Here is a 23,024-nt window from a genome sequence, read left to right as displayed (position 1 = left end):
ACGACTAACCCTTGGTTGGCCGTGTTAAATCACTTTATATACCTAACCATTATGTCGAAACACGCTATCCCACAAACAACGCGCCCATTAACAAGCATAGTTCCATGCACACGTTCCCTAGCAAAGCTACCTTTAGCTCTAATCGCTATCTCTATGCCCATATTTTCCGAAGAGGTTGATGAAGTGGTACTCGAAGGCGACGTCGTATTAAGCGAAGGTTCTGAGTTAAAAGAAGAAGCTGAAGAATCTCCTTTTACAACCCTGACTAAGCTTGGGTTTATCTACTCGCAAAACACAAGCTCATCTTTGTCGATCAACTCTGGAATCTCTGTTGGATACAAAAAAGAGAACTGGGGGCAGCGAGTTCAGTTCGACACCTACTATACCGATGCTGAAAATGATGAAGATGGTACTAATCGTTATACCACCAACTATGGCATTAGCTATGACCTGAACGAAGTCACCTATTTGGTCGCGACAACACGTTTTGAGCACGACCACTTTGGTACTTATCGTAAGCAATTCATAACAGCTACAGGACTGGGTCGCCATTTTTATGATACTGAAAGAATCAAACTCCAAGGATCTGCCGGTCCGGGTTACCGAATCAGTAAACGACAGTCTTCTGATGAAGAGTTTCCAAACAAAGAGAACTATGAACTGATCGTCAATGCCAATATTGATAGATCATTAACCCTAACAGAAACGTTTTCCATGGGGGCAACGGCTAACATGGCTTACGGTGAAGAGAACACCAATTACAACCTCAAAGGCTATCTAAAGAATATCTTGATGGGTAATTTGGCGCTAACTTTTGATACCGAATACATCTACAACACCACCGTTGCGTCAGACCAAAGTAACGCCGAAATCTACAGCTCAATGAACCTAAACTACGATTTCTAACCGTCCGCACCGCTCATTTCGCTTAATCTAGAAACCCCCATAGCAAAAGGCCCTCACAACGAGGGCCTTGAAGTATCTAACTTAGACTTAAACTATATCGCTATGCTGCTTTCGTTCTCAAGCGAGCTAATATGTCCATCTGTTTTAGGTTCGCCATACCGACGTAAGCGACTGGCACTAAGAACAGTGAGAAGAAGGTTCCGGCAGTCAAACCTCCGACCAACACTAAACCAATATTGATACGGCCTAATGAACCCGGACCATCCGCTAGTGCCAGTGGCAATGAACCGAGGATCATGGTGAGTGATGTCATCAATATAGGACGCAATCTTGAACGCGCACTGCTGATCGCCGCCTCTTGAGCACTTGCACCCGATTTACGTTTCTCGTTAGCAAACTCCACCAGCAAAATACCGTGTTTGGTCACTAGCCCAACCAGAGTAAGCAAGCCGATTTTTGAGTAGATATTAAGGCTTTGGCCAAATATCGATAGCGTCAGAATCGCACCCACGATACACAACGGAACCGTTAGCAAGATGATCATTGGGTCGACAAAGCTTTCAAATTGCGCCGCCAAAATCAGGAAGATGAAAATTAACGCCAATACAAACAACACCTGTGCACCGGCTGTTGAATCAACGAGGTCTTTTACAATTCCGTTGAATTCGTAGCTCTGTGCAGGTTTCAATAGGCTTGGAACGGTATCATCAATGTAGGCTTTCACATCGCTCGCTGTGTATCCGGGCATTAAGTCAGCCGTAATTTCAGCGCTGTCTTTACCCATAAACGTCTTAAAGTTCGATTCTGATGTCACTTGTTTAATCGATACAAACTGAGACAAAGGAAGCCTTTGGCCAGACTGTGAATCCACATACAGCTTATCGAGAACCTTAAAGTCGCCGAGATCCTTTCGGTTAACTTGAACTTGAATTGGGTACGTATAACCGTCATCGGCTTGCAAATCTGCCGCCTTCACTGAACCTAAGAAAGTAGATAGCGCATTGGTGACATTACTGTAATCCACACCAGACAACACAATCGCATTGCGGTCAATCGACAAGTCATAACGCAATTGGTCACGCAACATCGAATTTTTAATGTTGGTCACGCCCCCATAACTCTCAAGCGCCTCAACGACTTTACTTGCGGTTTCAGACAACACCGAGGTGTCGCGGTTAACCGTCGTCAGCTCAAGGACCATGTTGGTCGCTATGCTTAAGTTATCTGCAGAGCGAACCTTGAAAGACATGCCATAAGCCGAGACCGAACTTTGCGCTTTGGCGATAAACTCGTTAACCAGTTCATCAGCTGACTGGTCACGCTCGCCCCATGATTTCAATAAAACGTGATTAGTCGGAGTTCCTTCGATGTAAGACAAGTTTGCCTCTACCGAACGATCACCTTTGAACACACTGTTAAGTTGCTCGTTGTTGTCTAGGTGATACTGACGACCTACCCCTGTTGGTGGCGTTGAAGTTACCTCGACAAAACCAGTGTCTTCGGTTGGAAGGAGCACTTGAGGCATTTTCCAAACCGCCAAAACAGACAGAGCAATCAACACCAAAGCAATACAGCTCATCAGTGTTTTACGCTCAAACCATTTGCCCAGTTCTTTGGTGTACAAGTCAGACAGAACATTCAGCTTCGCATCAACTTTTTTGTACCACCTTGCCGGCTTTGTAACTGGCTTCATTAAGTAAGCACACATCATGGGTGAGAGCGTTAAAGCCACAAACCCAGAGATGATCACTGCTGCTGATAACGTGAAAGCAAATTGTCTAAATAGGTCGGCGGTTAAGCCCGACATCAAACCAATAGGGAGATACACGACCGCTAAAGTCAGCGTCATCGCTATCACAGGAAAGACGATCTCTCGGCACCCTTTGATTGCCGCATTAAAAGGGGTTTCGCCCTCTTCGATATGTCGGTAACAGTTTTCAGCCACAACAATGGCATCATCGACGACCAAACCAATCGCAAGAATGATGGCCAAGATAGTCAGCACGTTGATACTAAACCCGAGCAGATGCATAACTGCAAACACGCCAATCACACAGACTGGGATCGTGATAATAGGAATAGACGCCACACGAACTGAACCAAGGAACAACACGACAACGGCTGAAACAAGAACAATCGCCTCAACCAAAGTAATGAAACCTTCGTCAATTGCGGTTTTAATGAAATCAGCTTGGTTGTAGACCATCTTCATCTCAATGCCTTCTGGCAACTGAGGCTGAATCACGTCTATTTGCTTCTTAACCTTATTGGCAACAGTCACTGGATTTTCACTTTTCAGTGGCAGTACCTGAATCGACATTGCTAAGTTATCATCGACTCGAAGAATGCTCGGGGTTAAGCTTTCTTCTCCCATTTTAACTTCTGCAATATCGCCGACACGAATGATCTTGCCGTTATCAACACGAATCACCAAATCTCGCACATCATCAACACTGGTCACTTGGTTGACCGGGTTAATAGAGAAATCTCTCACCTGACCTTTGATAGTACCCGCGGTAAATGTCGCGTTGTATGAGCTTAATGTACCAACTACATCCGATGCACTCATGTTAAGCGCCATCATGCGATCGGGTTGAAGCCAAACACGCACCGCCTTTTCACTGCCGCCGTACGGTCCCCAAATACCACCAACGCCTTGTATATGCTTGAATTGAGGCACAACCTGTTGGCTAATGTAATCGTACATGTCTTGCTTCGACATCTTGCCAGTATTCACAAACGTGATGATGTTACTGGGCATACTGGTGTCAGAAGAGTCATCAGTTACCGTTGGCTTATCCGTCATACTTGGTGGAAAATCGCCAATCGCTTCGACACTGCTGCGCAGGTTGTTCATTAAGCTGGTGTATTCGACATCATCAATGTCATCTTCAAAGATGATTTTTAGATTACACGTACCTTCCTGACAGTCCGTCGTCATGGTTTTCACACTGTCGAGACCGGTTGCAGCGGTAATCAGTTTGTCGGCCACGTTACGTGACATGAACTCTGCGCTCGCACCATTAATCGCCGCGGTTACGGTCGCTGACGGTGTTTTATGTTCAGGGAAATATTGGATCGATAATTTCTGAAATGACAGCATGCCAAATAAAACAATTGCGATACTCAGTACTGAAGCAAAAACTGGATGCTTAATACAAATCTCAGGAAGCTTCATTCAGATTCTCCTTCGTTACAGCTTCCTTGCTCTGGGTTTCCTTACTTTGGATTTCCTTGCTTAAAGTTTCCTGGCTTAGGGTTTCGCTCGATAACGGCTCAACAGTCGCGCTTGCCTCTGCTTGCTCGGTGTTATCGTTGATCGCTTCGTCTACACCTTTCGATGCATCTGTCCAATCAACCGAAGGCTCTACCGGATGTTGTTCATCCACCTTTGTTACGCTCTTTTCTACTTTAGGATCAAAAGTCTGCTGAGTGTCTTCTTTGTCTGTCGGCTCCGTTATTAGCTCAACGGTTTTCTGTTCAACATTTGGGTTCATTACCTTAACCAACGACGCTTTCTTTAGGTTCTGTTGTCCCGTCACTACGACCTTATCACCCAGTTTCAAGCCTTTCTCGACAACAACGTATCCGTCGTTAGTATTTACGCCCAATTCAACAATGCGTTGTTCGATCTTTTCGCCATTCACAACCCACACAAAGCGCTCAGCATCTTTTGCTTGAACGGAATTTTGGGAAACCACCATCTGCGTTGTGTCTTCGCTCGTCATCTGACTCACTTTGGCAAACATACCTGGAACCAAACGATGGTCTGGGTTGGTTACGTGCGCGTGTACTTCTACACGGCCTGAACTCTCATCCACCGCGGGGGCAATGTAATCCACTACGCCAGAAAACGCTTCATCGACAAAAGCATCAACTTGAATAGAGACATTCTGCCCAAGTTTTGCGTTGCCTAAATCCGATTGTCCAATGGAATACTGAACTTCGACAGGATCGAGTTTAATCAAACTCACCAACGCGGTTGCGCCATCAATTTTACTGCCCACTGAGTGAGTGAAGTTGGTTAATTGCCCATCAAATGGCGCAACCAATAAATAGTCATTCATTAGCGCTTCTTTCTGACGGAAATCAGCCGCAGCTAAATTCGCCTGCTCTCCCAGTTCTTCCACATCTTGTTGAGACATAGAGTCAGGCTGTTTCTTTAGTAATTCTTGTACTCGCTTTAATTTCGACTTTGCTAGCGCGAGCGAGCTTCTTGCTTTGTCTAAATCGGCTTTCGCTTTGGTATTGTCCAATTGAGCGATCAATTCGCCTTTTTTAACTGAATCTCCATCTTTGAAATGGATGTTGAGAATTTTGTCGGAGGCACTAAATGTCAATGCAGCAGAGTCCGTTGCCCTGATTTTTCCAACTTCGTTGATTGAAGAAGTGAATGCTTGTTTGTGCGATTTTTCGATAGTCACAGGAATCAAGTTCGAGTCTTGGGCAAACGACGGAGAGATATGTAAGGCAAACAGTGCCAGACAGATTGTTTTACTAAGCTTTGTAAATTTCATTTTTAATAACCATAACCGTTGAATTCGTCTGAATTAAAACGTTTTTCTAAGCAGCTATTTCTTACTTAATGAGCTTCCAGCTATTTAAATAATGCTAAAACAGCTAATAATGAGAAAAGGGCTCAACTCACTGTCGAGCCCTGCAATTTTTATATGATTCCTAAATTTTTACGTTCTGAACTCCAAAGTAAAAGTTAAAAACGATGCTGATATTGAACACCAAGCAAGAGAGCATCGGCAGTCACATCAACAGTTATATTGGAACTCGTTCCTGGAATCGTCGTCAGGTTTTCGTCAATATCTTGTGATTCTCCGATGATAAATCCGACTCCAACGTCCACAGAACTGGCAGCCGTGAAGCTATATGTCCCTCCAAATGTGAGCCAGTGTCGGTTTACATCAGGTATAGACAAGGATGTAAGTTCATCGGTCGGTGAAATGTCGTACATGTAGCCCGCTCGTAGAACGATGTCCTTTGACATGCTGTATGTACCACCGACAGAAACATGCCCTGCATCTTTCCATTGATACTCTTTGATCGATTCGTCATAAGAGTCAGATGTTAGCGAGTCAAATTCAGACCAGTTCACCCACTGCAGGCTGTAGTGAAAAGCCCACTGATCGTTGAGTTGGTGCCAACCGGAAAACTCCAAAGTATCGGGTAACGGGACGTTCATTTTGTCAGCAGAAACGCCTGCTTTAGTGATGTCACCTTCAACTTCGATATCAGGGCTGTAGCGATAAGAAATACCGAACCTGTTTCGCTCATTCACTTGATAAGTTGCACCAATGTTGGCTCCCAAACCAAAGCCGTCCGCATCTACATTCAACAAGCCCTGACGGTAGATCTCACCCTCACCGTAAATAACATCAAGCCCTGCACCTAAGTTGATTTTTTCAGACAATTCATAAGCCACAGCAAAGCCAACGTTGATACTGGAAAGCGCCGTTTTGCCCCCAAACTCATCCGCTTCGAACGAGTTATCAAATTCGACATCGGTACCAAAGTTGGAGTGAACCGTCGCACCTAATGTGAACTTCGAATCTTCGATAGGATGAACATAATGAATGTTTGGAACTAATGTCCCTGCGTCTAATGATTGGTCATCCAACATTTCAGTATCACCAATCATTGGCGTGTAGCTAACACTAGACACATCAATACCACTATCGATATAGATAGCGCCGACAGAGAGTGTTGGTTGCTCGATGTAAGCCATCGCAGCACTGTTTTTAGCAACAATCGCAGCGCTATCGGCTATCACAGCATCACCCGCGAATGCACGACCTAACCCTGTTGCGGACTGTGCGTTAAGTTGAAAACCGGCCGCGTTAGTCAGGCAAGGAACAAGAGCAACTGCAGTACCCAATAAAAGTTTATTCTTCATTTTGAGGCACCTCTGTTTCGATATGATCTTCGTTGTTGATGACGACGACTGAACCGTCACTCATTACCATGGAAGCAACGGCAACTTGCTGAGTGTCCACCGCTTCACGCACGTCTGACATGTTTTCACCCGGTGTACCCGGTAAGCCATTTTCATCAACGGGGCCCTCATAAGGAAACAAATACGTACCGTGGCCACCAGTTGTGGTTCTTACCGCTCCACGCTTTTCATTAATATTTTCTGATGTGCCTGTTATTGGGTCTAAGCCAAGCGCAGTAATCAGTGGTTCAGTACCAGTACGAATGTTATCTGGCGCGGTATTCGGAATTACGCTATCTGGGACGTAATCAACACCAACGTCACAGGTTTCTCCGCAATCTCCCACGGCAGCTAACAAAAGAGTCGGTTGCTCAGCCTTAACTTGACGAGAGATGAAACTAGCAGGGTCTGAACTATCAATTGTTGCTTGAACCCCTTGTTTAAGGTCAGTCACAACTAAATCGAAGATGTCATTCTCTAGCTGACTAACAAGCAGCGCGTTATCAGATGAAAGCTCTACAAACTCTCTAAGTGCCTCAATACATTGTTGATTCGTTGCTTCTGTTGTACAGGTATCTGGTATCACCGTTTCAGCAATGCCACGCTGAACATCTGGAGACTTCTTAACACCTTCAGACATTTCAGGGCCTAAGGTTTGAGAAGACAGAACCAAGTTGGTTAACCCCTGCCCCGGAACAACAAAGTTCACCGTACTAAATTCAAAATCTGAATTAGAGTGAAAGTCAGGGCTAAGTTGGCTAAATTCACTGACCATCACAGCCATGATGCCGCCCAACGATTGGCCAATTAAGTGCACATCATCTTTTTTCACCCAATCTTCTTTGCTTAGCGCATAACGAAGACCTAAAAAGTCAGACACTGATTGCTGAAGGTTGGAACGCAGCGCTAGAGGAGAATCTATATTAATAAAGAACGCCTTGTTTGCTCGAGCGCTGATTTCAACTCCTGTTTCTTCACCATCACCATCAACGTCAGAGTCAGTATTGTCGTAACGCATACGTTCCCCGTGATATGGCATGTCAATCGCAACAACGGCATAACCTTTTTTTGTATATTCCGCAGCCATCAAAGAAGCGGTGCCGCGCTCTGCCGTAACACCATGGATGAATATTGCTGTGGGAAATCCGGTTGATGTTTCTTTTGGCCTTGGAGTATCTTCGTAATTTGGCAAATAAATATCAGCCGTTATATTGATGAATTCTATTACTTTAGGGGCTGACATCTCAGCAGTAGGAAAACCACCGTCGGCATTAGTAATCCACTCATAGAGTGGTGGGCAGTTTTCTTTCGGACTAAACTCATCAATGGTGCACTCAGACTCTCGAGCTTCAGTAAAAGGCAAATAAGACGGTATTCTTAATTGCTTACTGTATTGATTGTAATCTCCATTAAACTCTCGAACTTTCTCATAACCGTCTAAAAATTTGGTGTTGAACTTGACATGATTGTCTCTCATTGCGTCGAGAGACGAATATGAACTCTGAGTTTTAAACTGTGCGGCATATACAGGCATGTTCTGACCTGGATAAAGTGCGTCATATGAATCAATAGCACTTATTACCTGAGTATGAAGATCTTGTTCTTTGTCATTCTCAAATTGTGTCTCTGAGTATATTAATTGTTCGAAGCTAGAATCCGCTTTTAAAGGTTCGTTAAACTCTGTTTTGACTCCATCAGTAACGACAATTGAATACGTTGTGTTAGCGACTAAACCTGATTCACATTGAACTTTAATATTTGAACCGTCAGCCGATATCTGAGTATCAACTTCCAAACCTGATGACTCATCAATTAATACAACGTTTCCTTCCAAAGTTTGATTGTTTAATGCATAACGTTTATCTGAATTAACACTTTGTAGAGGAATTAAAATCGGTTCTGCACAAAGGCCCCAGCCATCTAGTGCTGCGTATGAATTGTTGTAGTCCTGATAATAGGCGTCATTCTTCGATGACATAGTCACAGCGTGTTCACCGACTCCGGTAATAGTCCTGTCCTCGTCATACCCATAACCATCATTCGGTTTTGGTAATTCATTAATGTTGTAGGGGACCAATACCGATACGGCATCTTGAGTCGAGTCTTCAGACTGACAGCCGAGTAAGGCAAGCGTAATTAGTCCACATATATATGGCTTATTGAAATCTTTCAAAACAGCTCCTTCGTAGCTTTCGCATTTAACTGGTGTGGCCATGCGACTTATCGTTATTTGAGTTGCCAATTGAGTCGGAGGTAAGCTCGACTTTTATTCGTAGAGAGCAAGGCAACACAGAGATGGAATGACACGTTGATAAAACTACGTAAGAAATTTGAGCACTTTACCCACACCCACTAAATCAGCATCACCCGTTAATGATCCAATAGCTACTAACGGCAAGCACCTGAAACCGCATTAAACAACCTCAAAAAGGTATATAAGGAAATCTAATTGAGTAAATAATTTACATAAATTCAGTTACTTAAATATAAAAGACGATGAAATCAGTAAGTTTATGTTTGTTGTAAGATTTGTTATATTTAGGTTAGAACGCTTATAACAATGAGAACCCAGATGTCTGCTGAATTTATTATCAATGATGATATACAGATCAATTTAGAAGAGAGTGAAATCCATCACTTTAAGACGGGCCGTACCTACCCAATAGGTTCTAATGAATCAGAGCTGCTTAAGTTTTTTATCTCGAGACCCAATGAGGTGATCACTCGCCAAGTTCTGATTGAACAAGTGTGGGTGTCTAAAGGTATCTACGTTGAAGATGGCAGCCTAATGCAGACTATCTCGATTTGCCGAAAAGCATTAGAAGATAAGAGCGGGATGATCATCGTCACTGAGCGCGGTAAAGGCTACCGATTTGCAGGACAAGTGACACAAGACAAAGAAAGCGCGCTGCGTAAAATTCAATCGCAACCAAAACAAGAAACGAAACAACCTGAAGACAATACGGCGACAGATAGCATAGCGACAGAAAATTCAACAACCGAGACAACGGCCGCAACGAAAAAAACAAACAGTGTAGTAGCGCTGGTTGCATTATTTGTGGTGACTGCAGGTTTATCCCATTATTTATTTTCTTATTTAGATAGAAATAGCCTAGGCGAAGATCTAGTGGGTCAGCATTTTATCTCTTGTAAAATCGAATCCGACGAATTCACTTTTAATGAATTATTCAACGTCACGCTTTATGAATATAAGGGACGAAAAATCATCATCGATAATTCAGGAAAATCTCTGAGCTTTCCAGCAGGATTTAAAGGAGTGACTTGTGAATGGCTTTGTTGCGTAATTAAATTTATAGATAGAGCTACCCCATTTCGTGTGTTTCTTAGTCAATACGACAAGTTTCAGGCATACCTAACCCAGTAAGCTTGTTCAACGCTTTTATCATCGCGTAAGTCTCACCCACCTGCGCATTGTAATGTCTTAAGCTCAATCGTCCTCCTAGTAACTGTTTAACTCGATACATCGCTGTTTCTGATAGTGAACGTCTGTGGTACCCATACCGCTCTTTCCAATACTTATTTGAGCCGTATAACTTCTGGCAACCCACGGCGAGGTTTCGAGGATGACCACGCTCCCAGAAGGCTGCCCCTTCTCTTGGGGGAATAAGCGCAATGGCTCCCTTACTCTTAATAGCAGCATGACACAATCTCGTGTCGTAAGCTCCATCACCAGACACCTCAAGGATACTTCGGCGTGTTTGTTTCAGTAAGTTCGGGAGGACTTCTCCATCTGTAACCGTCGATAAACTTAGCTCGGCTGCGATAATTTCATGAGTGCTTGTATCAACGGCAATATGCAGCTTTCGCCAAACTCTACGCTTGCCATCTGTCCCGTGTTTTTTGACTTTCCATTCACCTTCGCCATAAACCTTTAGGCCAGTTGCATCAATGGCCAGGTGCTGTATTGCTCCTCTCGCTTTAGTCTTAAATGAGACCTCAACTTGCTTTGCTCTACGACTGATGCAGGTGTAATGCGGACAACTTAATGGAACATGGGCAAGCCTAAATATTGAGTCGATAAACCCTTGCAGAGCTCTCAGTGGCATAGAAAAAACTCGTTTCACCATGAGCGCTGTCGTGATAGCTAAATCGCTGAACCGACGTGGCCTCCCGCGCTTACTCTGTTTGCTTTGCGCCCACCCGTTTATTGCCTCTTCATCAATCCAAAAGGTCAGAGAGCCACGGTTAATAAGTGATTGGTTGTATTGCTTCCAGTTGGTTGTTTTGTAACGAGGTTTAGGCATAGAGCTACGAGAAGGAGTGAACGTAGCTGATCAGATCGTAGGCTCTTGATTTAGTTCCATTGAATTACGCAACAAAGCCCTTGTGAATAACAAAAAGAATACAGTAATTTTTGTGGTACTGCTTGGCGTATTAATCGGTTGGCTTTCTACCTTTATTCCGAAGTCACACCTTGCAGGGCATTATTTAGCAAATACAGCTTCGATTATTAACCCGTCCAATAATATGATTCATAACCAGTCTTCTATTAACATCGAATTTAAGAAGAATGACAGTTATGACCTATTATACGTGTCGACCAAGCAAGTCGGTTTTACGTCATCGGGATCTTACTCTGTCACTCAACACGACATCTCACTCGATGAGAACCAACACCAGCAAATCATCCCGAATCGCGAGTTGTCGTTTTACGAAAAAGTCATGATAAGTGAAGGTTCTACCCTATCTTCTGACGCGATGCCTTACATTCCATTGAATAGAGAAGAGTTTTTACTGGTGACGCGCTATGGGATGATTCATTTTTGTAAGAAGGTAGTCTGCTCTGAGCTGTCAACGTATTCAAATGACATTCCTGACGTTGATATGAACTAAGCTCACTCGCTATTTTCACCCTAATTATATTTTAGTGCCAGCTTGTGTTTTAACGCTTACTTAGGGAAATAAGTAGGCGTTAAGCGTCAAAGCTAAGTAATCGTCAAAGCTAAGATTCTCACCTCTTTACTCCGATAAATACCCACTTCGTTACACATTCCCTTCCAAAGTACAAAAAACACTCACGATTTATAAAATAACGCATCCATATGCAACTAGAACAGCCAAAAGTGATCCAAGTTATATTCTAACGAGCTACAAAATTTGTTTATTAACATCTAAACAACAGTAGTTAATCACGATTTACAACCACAATTAACATCGAAAAAAATGTTTGTCTTAGATCATATCAACTTCAACTATGCCTCGTGCCACAGTGTAGTTTTCTGTACATTCATTGTCATATTCTGAAACACTTTCTTATATTTTTTAAACTTTGTGGAGATTTCTATGTTAGAGCTCTTGATCGGATTAGTGATTACTATCGCTGTTGGTTACTTTATTGTGAAAGGCTATAAAGCGGCAGGCGTATTACTAACTGCTGGCCTTGCCCTACTTCTTATTACTGGCCTTATTGGTCACACAGTCTTACCAGCCAAGGTCGCTTCAACAGGTAACATGGTTACCGACTCACTAGAATTTGTTAAGTACATGCTTCAGTACCGTGGAGGCGGCCTAGGCATGCAAATCATGCTTCTTTGTGGCTTTGCTTCTTACATGACGCACATCGGCGCAAACAACGTGGTAGTAAAGCAATTTTCTAAACCACTTGCAGCGATCAAGTCTCCATACGTACTTCTTGTTGCGGCTTACATCGTAGCGTGTCTAATGTCTCTAGCAGTAAGTTCTGCAACAGGCCTTGGTGTGCTATTGATGGCTACCCTATTCCCAATGATGACGGCAATGGGTATTTCACGCCCGGCAGCGGTTGCAGTTTGTGCGTCACCTGCAGCAATCATTCTTTCACCAACCTCTGGTGATGTGGTTATTGCAGCTGAAAAATCAGGCATGTCTCTTGATGTGTTTGCCGTTCAAACGGTACTACCTGTTTCTATCTGTGCAATCATCGTGATGGCTGCGGCTGCTTTCTTCTGGAACAAGTATCTGGATAAGAAAGAAAACACACCAATGGAAAAAGTAGACGTTTCAGACATTGAAACAACGGCACCCGCTTTCTACGCTGCACTGCCATTCCTGCCTATCATCGGTGTATTCCTATTTAACGGCCGTACGATTCCAGGCCTTTCACTTGATATCTACACCATCGTCGTGGGTTCTATCTTCGTGGGTGCTCTCATCGATTACGTTGTGAAGAAGTTCGACGGTGAGAAAACATTAGAAGACCTAGATTCTTGCTACCAAGGCATGGCTGAAGCATTCAAAGGCGTGGTAATGCTGTTGGTTGCGGCGGGCGTATTTGCTCAAGGCCTAATGTCTATCGGTGCTATTGATAACCTAATCGGTCTTGCTGAGTCAGCTGGTGCTGGCGGCATCGCGTTAATGCTTATCCTAACGGGTCTAACGGTTGCAGCTGCTATCGCGACAGGTTCTGGTAACGCACCGTTCTATGCATTCGTAGAACTCGCTCCGTCACTTGCGGCGAAAATGGGCTTGAACCCAGCGTTCCTAATCATCCCAATGCTTCAAGCATCGAACCTAGGTCGTACCATCTCGCCAGTCTCTGGTGTAATTGTCGCGACATCTGGTATGGGTAAGATCAGTCCATTTGAAGTAGTAAAACGTACGTCTGTCCCTGTAATCTGTGGTCTTATCACGGTTATCTTCGGTACGCTTGTTCTAGTACCAATGGCAGCTTAATTGTCAGTAAAACAGACATGATTATTTGGATATAAAATGCCCTAACAAAAAGGCGCTGAACTTAATAAGTTCAGCGCCTTTTTTAATGTCACGTGTTCAAAATCATTAGAGGCTATTGATGCTAAATTAAAAGTTATCACGAGAAACTGTCGTTAAAAGCTCACGTTATTTGCCCCTAACATTTACAACCAACAGTACGGCTTGAAATAGTTTTATTTCAAAGGAACAAGCCCTACTTCATGTCACCATAGCGTTCTAGGTACAGAACCGTTGCTGCAGTACGTGAAGGAACTTGTAGCTTTTTCAACAAACTCTTCATATGTACCTTAACTGTCGATTCAGAAATGAACAGATGGTCTGCGATCTGCTTGTTGCGGTAACCTTTTGCAACTTCTTGAAGGATCTGCATTTCACGTTCAGTCAGTTGGTCGAAGATGTCGTTGCGGCTCTCAGCATCATTTAAGTAGCGAGATACAACACTGCTGTAGGCTTTGTCGCCATGGTGCGCTTGTTTCAGTAATTCGATGAGTTCATCGGGTTCAGTGTCTTTAAGCAAGTAACCATCAGCGCCCGCTTTTACAATTGCTTCAATATCTGCTGGGCTGTCAGAAACCGTTAGAATAACGATGTTAGCGCTTGAGCCATCAGTACGAAGTGCCTTCAGCGTGTCAAGGCCAGACATGCCTTTCATATTAAGATCCAAAAGGATCAGGTCCGGTTCTTCTTCATGGGCAAGAGCGACCGCTTCAGTACCGTTACTTGCTTCTGCAATCACTTCGAATTCATCTTCAAAGCTCAGTAATTGGCTTATACCTCTGCGCATCAATGGATGATCATCAACCAGCATTACTTTACAAATCGTCAACTTTAACTTCCTTCAAACTTTTATATTTTAATATGACTGTACAGCCTTCACCTTGAGCCGCTTCAATCGTTAAGTCGCCATTCAGTCTTGCCGCACGCTCCTGCATAATGCTCATCCCGTAGTGGTTCATCTTCGAACTACTTGGGTCAAAGCCATCTCCATTATCTTTAATCACGACGAATACTTCACCTTCCTCATCGATACAACATACATCTATCAAGTCGGCATTGGCGTGTTTTATTGCGTTTATTGTTGCTTCACGAATCAATTGAAGCAAGTGAACCTGACTGTGCGCATCAAGCTCAATCGATGAAAGATTATTGGTTAGGTTAATCTTCGCTTCTGTTCTTTCGCTGAGTTCTTCAAGCATGGTGCTCAAAGCCTCTCCGAAGTTGCCCTCTTTTATCGTCAACCTAAAGGTTGTGAGCAACTCTCGTAACTGAGTATAGGCATCAGCCAAACCGTTACCGATCTCCGACGCTATTTGTTCCGACTGCTCTCGGTGTTGTTGCTCTGGCAGTTTGCCAATCACACGCTTCAGCAATGTCACCTGAATTTTCAAATACGACAGTGATTGAGCCAGTGAATCATGCAGTTCACGTGCAATTGTTGCACGCTCTTCCATAATAATAAGCTGCTCAGCTTTTTTTTGCGCGCGATTATAATAGATAGCTCGCGATAAGAGTTGGATAAAACTCTCAATCAGCGTCTTGGTTGAATGGCCATGATGATACGAACAATATAAATAGCCCAAGATAAGCTCATTGTCATCCAGCTTCATTTCAAATTTTTCATAATCTAATTTCGAGTCGTACCCTTCATCCATAATCAATGAACGACCTGAGTTGTCTACAATCTCTAGCCTTAACGATTCGATGCCTTCTAAGCTCACGAGGTGTTGCAGGATTGCTCGGAAATTCTCTGGGGCGATACGAGTTACGGTCAGCTCTTGTGAAGAGTGATACAACGCCTGGAGTGATTGGTTAGCGTTTTGTAGCTCTATTGTCTTAGCATCCACAACGTCTTCAAGGTTTCGATAGAGCGCACCCAAGTCTTTCGCCATTGAGTTAAATGTCTTGGTCAAAATACCCAGTTCGTTGTTATTGGTGACCTTCAACTCTACTTCAAAGTCACTGTTTTTGATTCGCTGACTGGCGCCAACGAGTGCATGTAACGGCTTAACAACTTGTTTACGGACAAAGTGAACAACAAAAAGAGATATGACGAGAATTCCCCCTAAGCCAATACCACCAGCCCACGCCAACTTTATCAGCTTATCTTCAGAGAACTCTTGCAGCTTAAAAACGAAGCCATCGATTTCAGCAACGAAGTTTTCAACTAATACGAGATAGTGCTTTCGGTCTTCGCTGCTTAATACCTGTTTTAGCTCGTGCCAACGACCAATAATTAAATAGTAATCTTCGGTGATGTCTGTCGGAACTTCCCAACTGACCAAGTTGGCCATTGAAGGGGAATAAAGAGAACTTTCGAATTCACGAATATGAGAATCATAATCAGCTGATTCTATTTGAATATCATGCGCTAAACGATAGCTTTGCATACGCATTGAGCCAGCCACGTTAACCGCCTCTGCGTCGTTGAGACTTGACGCCAATGTGAAGATAGCAAAACCAGTAGTGGCAACCGAAAGGAGCAGTATGGACAGCAATGATTTAGCTATTGTACTCGTTACAGATGAAACTGGTTTAATAAGCAAAATCAAAATCCTGAAGGTATATAAGTGGCTATCCGAAACCTATTGTCACACATCAAAAAACAGAGCTCCATTCAATATGTGACCAAACGCTTCGTAATTTATTGATCTAAGACAATATAGGATCCTATTTAGCCCTTAAGGGGTATTTATACAAATATTTCTAAAACTACACTACTTGTGAGGATAAATGACAAGATATTAACAAAACAATGATCTACAATTACAACATCTTAGCAACATTAGTAGGCATTTAGTGGTAGACCTATCGAGACGACGCCTATTTTCTAGGCGAAAAGTAGATTCAAGCCAGATTCGATTGCCTTGGATTAACAGCCTAGAAAGCTTTACAGATGACTGCACTCGTTGCGGTAAATGTATCGAAAATTGTGAGACTAAGATAATCATTGTAGGCGATGGTGGTTTTCCTACTGTCGACTATTCAAAAGACGAATGCACTTTTTGTTATCAATGTGCTGACGTTTGTCCTGAACCAATTTTTAAACCCAAGGAAGAAACACCTTGGCAAGCAAAAGCAAGTATCTCTGATAAGTGCTTAGCGCAACAAAATGTTGAATGCCGAAGCTGTGGTGACATGTGTGAACCTATGGCCATTCAATTTCAACTTAGAGCAGGCAGTGTTGCTCTACCAAAAATCGAGTTAGATGAGTGTAACGGTTGTGGAGCCTGCGTAGCAGTTTGCCCTACTTCAGCTATTCTTGTGAGTAATGCATAAAACAAAAATAACGAGAGCAATTTATGGCACTAAATGAAGTGCATATATCAAGTTTAGTCGTGCATGTGAGCCCAGAGCATCTAGACGAGATCAAAGCACAAATCGAGAAATTCGATAACGCAGAGATTTACGGCAGCAGCCCTGAAGGCAAAATCATAGTAGTCCTAGAAACCGAAAACCAAGGTTTTGTAACGGACACCATCGAAGAAATTAATAATATTACGAACGTTTTAGGCACAGCTTTGGTTTATCACCAAATCGAAACTGAGCTCGACGAAACGGATTTAGAAACTGGAAGCAACAATTCTCAACTTGAGGGTGAAGTATGAAAATGACAAGACGCGCGTTTGTGAAAGCAAACGCAGCTGCATCAGCGGCAGCCGTTGCAGGTGTAACTCTGCCAGCAACAGCAACCAACCTGATTGCTAGCTCTGATCAAACAAAAATCACGTGGGATAAAGCGCCTTGTCGTTTTTGTGGTACGGGCTGTTCGGTACTAGTTGGTACTCAAAACGGTAAAGTGGTTGCGACTCAAGGCGACCCAGAAGCACCTGTAAACAAAGGCCTTAACTGTATTAAAGGCTACTTCCTTTCAAAAATCATGTACGGTAAAGACCGTCTTGAACAGCCTCTTCTTCGTATGAAAGACGGCGAGTTCCACAAAGATGGTGATTTTACACCAGTATCTTGGGACCAAGCTTTCGACGTCATGGCTGAGAAATGGAAAGCCGCTCTTAAGAAAAACGGTCCAACAGGCGTTGGTATGTTCGGTTCAGGCCAGTGGACTGTAATGGAAGGCTACGCAGCCGTTAAGATGATGAAAGCGGGCTTCCGTTCAAACAACATCGATCCAAACGCTCGTCACTGTATGGCTTCTGCGGTAGGTGCATTCATGCGTACCTTCGGTATCGATGAGCCAATGGGTTGTTACGATGACTTTGAACACGCAGACGCATTTGTACTGTGGGGTTCAAACATGGCAGAAATGCACCCAGTACTATGGACTCGTATTACAGACCGTCGTCTAAGCCACCCACACGTTAAAGTAAACGTACTGTCTACTTACTACCACCGTTCTTTTGAGCTTGCAGACACGGGTTATATCTTCGAACCTCAATCAGATCTAGCGATTGCTAACTTCATTGCTAACTACATCATTCAAAACGATGCCGTTAACTGGGACTTCGTGAACAAACACACGAACTTCAAGCAAGCAACGACAGACATCGGTTATGGCCTTCGTGACGACGATCCACTACAGCAAGCCGCTGCGAACCCTAATTCAGGCAAAATGACTGATATCAGCTTCGAGAACTACAAAGCTTCTGTTGCTGAATACACCGTTGAGAAAGCGTCTGAAATGTCAGGTGTCTCTCAAGATGATCTAATCAAACTTGCGAAGCAATACGCGGATCCAAACATCAAAGTAATGTCACTTTGGACTATGGGTATGAACCAACATACTCGTGGCGTTTGGATGAACAGCCTTGTGTACAACATCCACCTTCTAACAGGTAAGATTTCTACTCCAGGTAACAGCCCATTCTCACTAACTGGCCAACCATCTGCGTGTGGTACAGCTCGTGAAGTTGGTACGTTCTCTCACCGTCTACCAGCGGATATGGTGGTTGCTAACCCTAAACACCGTAAGATCGCAGAAGACATCTGGAAACTTCCAGAAGGCACTATCCCTGCTAAACCGGGTGCTCACGCTGTTGTTCAAGACCGTATGCTTAAAGACGGCAAGATCAATGCGTACTGGGTAATGTGTAACAACAACATGCAAGCTGGTCCAAACATCAACACTGAACGTCTGCCAGGTTACCGCAACCCAGACAACTTCATTGTATGTTCTGACCCATACCCAACGGCAACAGCTCAAGCGGCTGACCTTATCCTTCCAACAGCAATGTGGATCGAAAAAGAAGGTGCTTACGGTAACGCTGAACGTCGTACACAAGCATGGTACCAACAAGTTAAAACTGTAGGTGACGCGAAGTCTGACCTATGGCAAATCATGGAGTTCTCTAAGCGCTTCACTATTGAAGAAGTTTGGGGCGAAGAACTAGTTGCGAAAATGCCTGAGTACCGCGGCAAAACCATGTACGACGTGCTTTACAAAAACGGCAACGTTGATGCATTCCCACTGTCTGAAGCTCAAGAGCTTAACGACGATGCACAAGCTCAAGGTTTCTACGTTCAAAAAGGTCTATTCGAAGAATACGCAGCCTTTGGTCGCGGCCACGGTCACGATTTAGCACCATACGATCGCTACCACCAAGTTCGTGGTCTACGTTGGCCAGTTGTTGACGGTAAAGAAACACTATGGCGCTTTAAAGAAGGTTCAGATCCATACGCTAAGAAAGGTTCTGATTGGGACTTCTACGGTAAGCCAGATGGTAAAGCGCTGATCATCAACGCTCCATACGAAGCGCCACCAGAAGTACCAAACGATGAATACGATATGTGGCTATGTACAGGTCGTGTTCTTGAGCACTGGCATACAGGTACTATGACTCGTCGTGTACCAGAACTTTACAAAGCAGTACCGGATGCACTTTGTTACATCCACCCTGCTGACGCTAAAGCTCGTGGCCTTCGCCGTGGTGATGAAGTTCTTATCGAAAACAAACGTGGTGAAGTACGCGTTCGTGTTGAAACTCGTGGTCGTAACCGTCCACCACAAGGCTTGGTATTCGTACCATTCTTTGATGCAAGAATTCTGATCAACAAGTTGATCTTGGATGCAACGGATCCTCTGTCTAAGCAGACGGATTACAAGAAGTGTCCAGTTAAGATCACTAAGGTTTCTTAAGCGCCAATTGCTTTTGGAACCTAGATACAAGATCTAACGTATTTAATATTGCGACTACTTTTTTCATCACTTTTTGAAAGAAGTAGTCCACTCAAAGAATTAGCCTTTAGGCGGAGAAATTAACCATGAAAAAACTGATTACTGCCCTACTATCAGCTGGTCTTTTGCTAGCTGGTGCAGTTCAAGCTCAAGCTGAGCTGGATAACCCAGGCGGCATTGGTGGCGTAGAATCTCTACGTGGTGCAAGTGAACTTGAAGCTACTCGCGCAGCAGATGACTTCAAAAAGTTCCCTCGTGACCAAGTACTCGAGAGTGACTACGTATACCAACCACCTCTAGTGCCTCATACTATTCGTAGCTATGAAGTTTCTCTTAACGCAAACAAGTGTCTTTCTTGCCACAGCTGGAAAAACGCAAAAGAAATGGGTGCGACTAAAGTGAGTGTAACTCACTACATGAACCGTGAAGATGCGGTACTTGCAGATGTATCACCTCGTCGTTATTTCTGTCTACAGTGTCACGTACCTCAAGCTAATGCTAAACCACTAGTTGAGAACGAGTTCAAACCTGTAGATTCACTGCGTTAATCGTAGCCAGACGGTAAGAGAGGCTATATATGATAAAATTACTTAAAGCGTTTTGGAAAAGACTCGCGACACCAAGTAAAGCAGCGGTAGGCGTTGTACTTTTCTTGGGATTCGCAGGCGGTCTTTTGTTCTGGGGTGCATTTAACACAGGTATGCAAGCAACCAACACAGAAGAGTTCTGTTCTGGTTGTCACGCTCCTATTGTTGCTGAAATCCAAGAAACAATTCACTACTCTAACCGCTCAGGCGTTCGTGCTATCTGTTCAGATTGTCACGTACCTCACGAGTGGACAGATAAAATTGTTCGTAAGGTTCAGGCATCTAAAGAGTTGTACGCGCACTTCATTGCAAAAACCATCGATACTGAAGAGAAGTTCAAAGCACGTCGTGCTCACCTTGCTGAACGCGAGTGGAAACGTATGAAAGGCAATGACTCACTTGAGTGTCGTAACTGTCACCAGTTCGATTACATGGACTTCTCAGAGCAGAGCCCTCGTAGTGCGAAACAACACTCAACTGCGCTAGCTTCTGGTGAAAAAACGTGTGTAGATTGCCACAAAGGTATCGCACATAAACTACCAGACATGCACGGCGTTGAAGGCTGGCAATAAGGAGCGATTGAATGAGTACTTTAGAAAGCGTAATTTGGCACATCCTAGGTTACAGTGCTATGCCAGTTATCATTCTTGGTGGCTTTGCAGGTGTTGCAGCCGTATCTCTTTGGCTTTTATCTATGACTAAAGACAAAGAAATCGATTAGAAATCGAAATTGCGTCAACTTTTACCAGTTATTTTTGAGATGAGTTGATACTAGAAAGCCACTGAATTCAGTGGCTTTTTTATTGTCTGGCATTTCTTACTTCTACTGTTGAGGTGTTTCTACTGTTAAGTAAGAGGCAAAACGTTAAGCTTGATTTTCCGAAGCTTCTGGATCGACGCTCTCTTTATCGACATCTTCCTTATCAACAATCGGCAGTACCTGTTTTACATAGTTACCCGGTGCTTTACCAATTACAGGGTGAAGCTCGGAACCTTGATTGAAAGGTTCGATTTTCTCGTCAGCTTCAAAGCCTTGTAACCATTGATCCCAGTGTGTCCACCATGAGCCTTCGTTGTGACTTGCGTTATTTAGCCATTCGTCAGCGGAATCGTCTAGGTTATCGTTCAACCAGTAGCCGTATTTCTTTTTCTCTGGATGGTTAACAATGCCGGCAATATGACCCGACTCACCCAGAACAAACGTTTTGTTTCCACCAGTGTTCAATGCACCACGGTAAGTCCCTTGCCACAAAGCAATATGGTCTTCTTTGGCTGAGATAAAGTAGCTTGGAATTTTGATCTTATTCAAATCAATCCAAACACCGCCTACTTTTACGCCTTTGTCTTGAACCAGTTTGTTTTCAAGATAAAGCTCTCGCAGCAAGAAGTTATGGCATTTAGCCGCCACGTTAGTGCTATCACTGTTCCAGTACAGAAGATCAAACTCCATCGGGCTACTGCCTTTGAGGTAGTTATCGATGTAATAGTTCCAGTATAAGCTGTTCTCTCGAAGCAAACTGAACGTCACGCTCAACGAGCGACCATCCATATAACCTTTAGCGTCGTTCTGTTTCTCAATAGCGTCGATTATCGTCTCATTGATGTACGCCCCAACCTCACCTGGCTGCGAGAAATCTAATAACGTGGTAAAGAAGGTCGCCGTTTTTATGCGCTTCTTCATACGCTTAGCCGCATAGTAAGCCACTGTAGATGCGAGTACCGTACCGCCAATACAATAACCTGCGGCATTGATTTGCTCTTTGCCGGTGATGTCTTCAATAGCGGTGACCGCCTTAACGACACCTTCCGTGACGTAGTCTCCGAACTCTTGGTCTTTCTGCGCCTCGCCCGGATTGCGCCAAGACATCATAAATACGCTGTGCCCTTGTTCAAGTAGCCAACGCACCATCGAATTCTTTTCGCGGAGGTCGAGAATATAGTACTTATTGATAAACGGCGGAACGATCAACAATGGTGTCGCATTGACTTGTGGGGTCTTCGGGTGATACTGAATCAATTCAAACAAATCATTTTGGAAGACGACATCACCTTCTGTATTCGCAACATCCACACCCAATCGGAATGCATTATTGTTGGTCATACGGATCTTAAGGATGTCGGCACTCGCTTCCACGTCCGCTTGCAACTGCTCTAACCCATCAAGAAGGTTCTCGCCATTTCTCTCAAGAGTCAGCTTCATCAGCTCCGGGTTAGTCGCGATAAAATTACTTGGGGACATGGCATTTATAGCCTGACGTGAAAAGAACGCTACACGCTCTTTGGTTTTCTCGTCAATGCCTTCAATCGAATTGATGGTATCGATATAGCTTTTACTAAACAGCAAGTAAGATTGCTTGATGAAGCTATAGAAAGGGTCGTTCTTCCATGCATCATCGATAAAACGCTTGTCACCACGATCTTCAGTGATAACGCTTTCAGTGTTACCCATCAGTGCTGCGTTTTGCCAGATTTGCAGTTGCTGTTCCCACCATTGGGATTGCAGCTGAAGTAGAACGGCTGGTTGGTTTGCGGCTTGCTCAAAAATTTTCGATGCATCATTAAAATTCAATTCTTGCATCGCTTTATTTAGGGGAGATTGCGCGGCTTCCTTGTTTTGTTCAAAATTTTCCCACCATTGCTGGTTTGTTTGTTGAAACTTAACAAGGTAGTCCGAAAAGAAGTGTTGAAACATAACATGACTCCAATAATCGGAAAATCGCCACCAAGCGGCACAAGCCAACCTGTA

At 43.8% G+C, this 23,024-nt stretch carries 17 protein-coding genes and 1 pseudogene; 10 read left to right on the top strand and 8 right to left on the bottom strand.

The window, feature by feature from the left end:
- The first annotated feature begins 153 nt into the window (after nt 1–153).
- Nucleotides 154–906 carry a DUF481 domain-containing protein gene (locus AC3CHU_RS22455; RefSeq protein ID WP_488526327.1) on the top strand — a complete coding sequence of 251 codons (753 nt, stop codon included), beginning with the start codon at nt 154–156 and terminating at the stop codon, nt 904–906.
- 100 nt (nt 907–1,006) lie between these two features.
- Here AC3CHU_RS22455 and AC3CHU_RS22450 read toward each other — a convergent pair whose 3' ends face one another.
- The 4 genes from AC3CHU_RS22450 to AC3CHU_RS22435 form a co-directional block, all read right to left on the bottom strand.
- Nucleotides 1,007–4,084: an efflux RND transporter permease subunit gene (locus tag AC3CHU_RS22450; protein WP_488525721.1), complete on the bottom strand. Its 3,078-nt coding sequence runs from the start codon at nt 4,082–4,084 to the stop codon at nt 1,007–1,009.
- Nucleotides 4,071–5,423 (bottom strand): efflux RND transporter periplasmic adaptor subunit, encoded by a 1,353-nt coding sequence (locus AC3CHU_RS22445; protein ID WP_488525720.1) that lies wholly within the window; start codon nt 5,421–5,423, stop codon nt 4,071–4,073. Before AC3CHU_RS22445 ends, AC3CHU_RS22450 begins: the two co-directional genes overlap by 14 nt.
- Nucleotides 5,424–5,617: 194 nt before the next feature.
- Nucleotides 5,618–6,811, bottom strand: a complete 1,194-nt coding sequence (locus AC3CHU_RS22440; RefSeq protein WP_488525719.1) for an outer membrane protein transport protein — start codon at nt 6,809–6,811, stop codon at nt 5,618–5,620.
- Entirely contained in the window at nt 6,801–9,065 is a 2,265-nt protein-coding gene (locus AC3CHU_RS22435; protein WP_488525718.1) for a lipase, read from the bottom strand. Before AC3CHU_RS22435 ends, AC3CHU_RS22440 begins: the two co-directional genes overlap by 11 nt.
- A 357-nt stretch (nt 9,066–9,422) precedes the next feature.
- On the opposite strand from AC3CHU_RS22435, the pseudogene AC3CHU_RS22430 reads away from it, so the two are divergent.
- A pseudogene (locus tag AC3CHU_RS22430) lies at nt 9,423–10,139 on the top strand (winged helix-turn-helix domain-containing protein); the annotation flags it as partial.
- Between the two features lie 55 nt (nt 10,140–10,194).
- Here AC3CHU_RS22430 and AC3CHU_RS22425 read toward each other — a convergent pair.
- A complete protein-coding gene (locus AC3CHU_RS22425) occupies nt 10,195–11,115 on the bottom strand; it encodes an IS5 family transposase (RefSeq protein WP_488524388.1) in 921 nt (306 codons plus the stop codon).
- An 82-nt stretch (nt 11,116–11,197) separates the two neighbouring features.
- On the opposite strand from AC3CHU_RS22425, the gene AC3CHU_RS22420 reads away from it, so the two are divergent.
- Together AC3CHU_RS22420 and dcuC are read left to right on the top strand one after the other, a co-directional pair.
- A complete protein-coding gene (locus AC3CHU_RS22420; RefSeq protein ID WP_171329634.1) occupies nt 11,198–11,704 on the top strand; it encodes a hypothetical protein in 507 nt (168 codons plus the stop codon).
- Nucleotides 11,705–12,154: 450 nt separating this feature from the next.
- Nucleotides 12,155–13,522, top strand: a complete 1,368-nt coding sequence (dcuC, locus tag AC3CHU_RS22415; RefSeq protein WP_065206214.1) for an anaerobic C4-dicarboxylate transporter DcuC — start codon at nt 12,155–12,157, stop codon at nt 13,520–13,522.
- Nucleotides 13,523–13,754: 232 nt separating this feature from the next.
- On the opposite strand, the gene AC3CHU_RS22410 is transcribed toward dcuC, so the two are convergent.
- Both AC3CHU_RS22410 and narQ read right to left on the bottom strand, forming a co-directional pair.
- Nucleotides 13,755–14,387: a response regulator gene (locus tag AC3CHU_RS22410; protein ID WP_004731316.1), complete on the bottom strand. Its 633-nt coding sequence runs from the start codon at nt 14,385–14,387 to the stop codon at nt 13,755–13,757.
- Nucleotides 14,374–16,104, bottom strand: coding sequence for a nitrate/nitrite two-component system sensor histidine kinase NarQ (gene narQ / locus AC3CHU_RS22405; RefSeq protein ID WP_171316767.1), 1,731 nt, complete (start codon nt 16,102–16,104; stop codon nt 14,374–14,376). The genes AC3CHU_RS22410 and narQ overlap by 14 nt, the downstream gene beginning before the upstream one ends.
- A gap of 253 nt (nt 16,105–16,357) precedes the next feature.
- Between narQ and napF the strand changes: the two genes are divergently transcribed.
- The 6 genes from napF to AC3CHU_RS22375 all read left to right on the top strand — a co-directional run bounded on the left by napF (nt 16,358) and on the right by AC3CHU_RS22375 (nt 20,999).
- On the top strand, nt 16,358–16,837 hold the full coding sequence (gene napF / locus AC3CHU_RS22400) for a ferredoxin-type protein NapF (protein WP_017078318.1): 480 nt from the start codon (nt 16,358–16,360) through the stop codon (nt 16,835–16,837).
- A gap of 23 nt (nt 16,838–16,860) precedes the next feature.
- Nucleotides 16,861–17,166 (top strand): chaperone NapD, encoded by a 306-nt coding sequence (locus AC3CHU_RS22395; protein ID WP_004731320.1) that lies wholly within the window; start codon nt 16,861–16,863, stop codon nt 17,164–17,166.
- Complete coding sequence (gene napA, locus AC3CHU_RS22390) at nt 17,163–19,652, top strand: periplasmic nitrate reductase subunit alpha (RefSeq protein WP_054545564.1); 2,490 nt, start codon at nt 17,163–17,165, stop codon at nt 19,650–19,652. The genes AC3CHU_RS22395 and napA overlap by 4 nt, the downstream gene beginning before the upstream one ends.
- 125 nt (nt 19,653–19,777) lie before the next feature.
- A complete protein-coding gene (locus AC3CHU_RS22385) occupies nt 19,778–20,239 on the top strand; it encodes a nitrate reductase cytochrome c-type subunit (protein ID WP_004731324.1) in 462 nt (153 codons plus the stop codon).
- Between the two features lie 29 nt (nt 20,240–20,268).
- Nucleotides 20,269–20,850 (top strand): NapC/NirT family cytochrome c, encoded by a 582-nt coding sequence (locus tag AC3CHU_RS22380; protein ID WP_017105877.1) that lies wholly within the window; start codon nt 20,269–20,271, stop codon nt 20,848–20,850.
- Between the two features lie 11 nt (nt 20,851–20,861).
- Nucleotides 20,862–20,999, top strand: coding sequence for a TIGR02808 family protein (locus AC3CHU_RS22375; protein WP_004731329.1), 138 nt, complete (start codon nt 20,862–20,864; stop codon nt 20,997–20,999).
- Nucleotides 21,000–21,143: 144 nt separating this feature from the next.
- Here the strand turns inward: AC3CHU_RS22375 and phaC are convergent, their stop codons facing one another.
- Complete coding sequence (gene phaC, locus AC3CHU_RS22370) at nt 21,144–22,970, bottom strand: class I poly(R)-hydroxyalkanoic acid synthase (RefSeq protein ID WP_488525717.1); 1,827 nt, start codon at nt 22,968–22,970, stop codon at nt 21,144–21,146.
- Between the last annotated feature and the right edge of the window lie 54 nt (nt 22,971–23,024).

It is taken from the genome of Vibrio sp. QJM3NY_39 (assembly GCF_057785895.1).
This window is presented reverse-complemented; position numbering and strand designations above follow the sequence as displayed.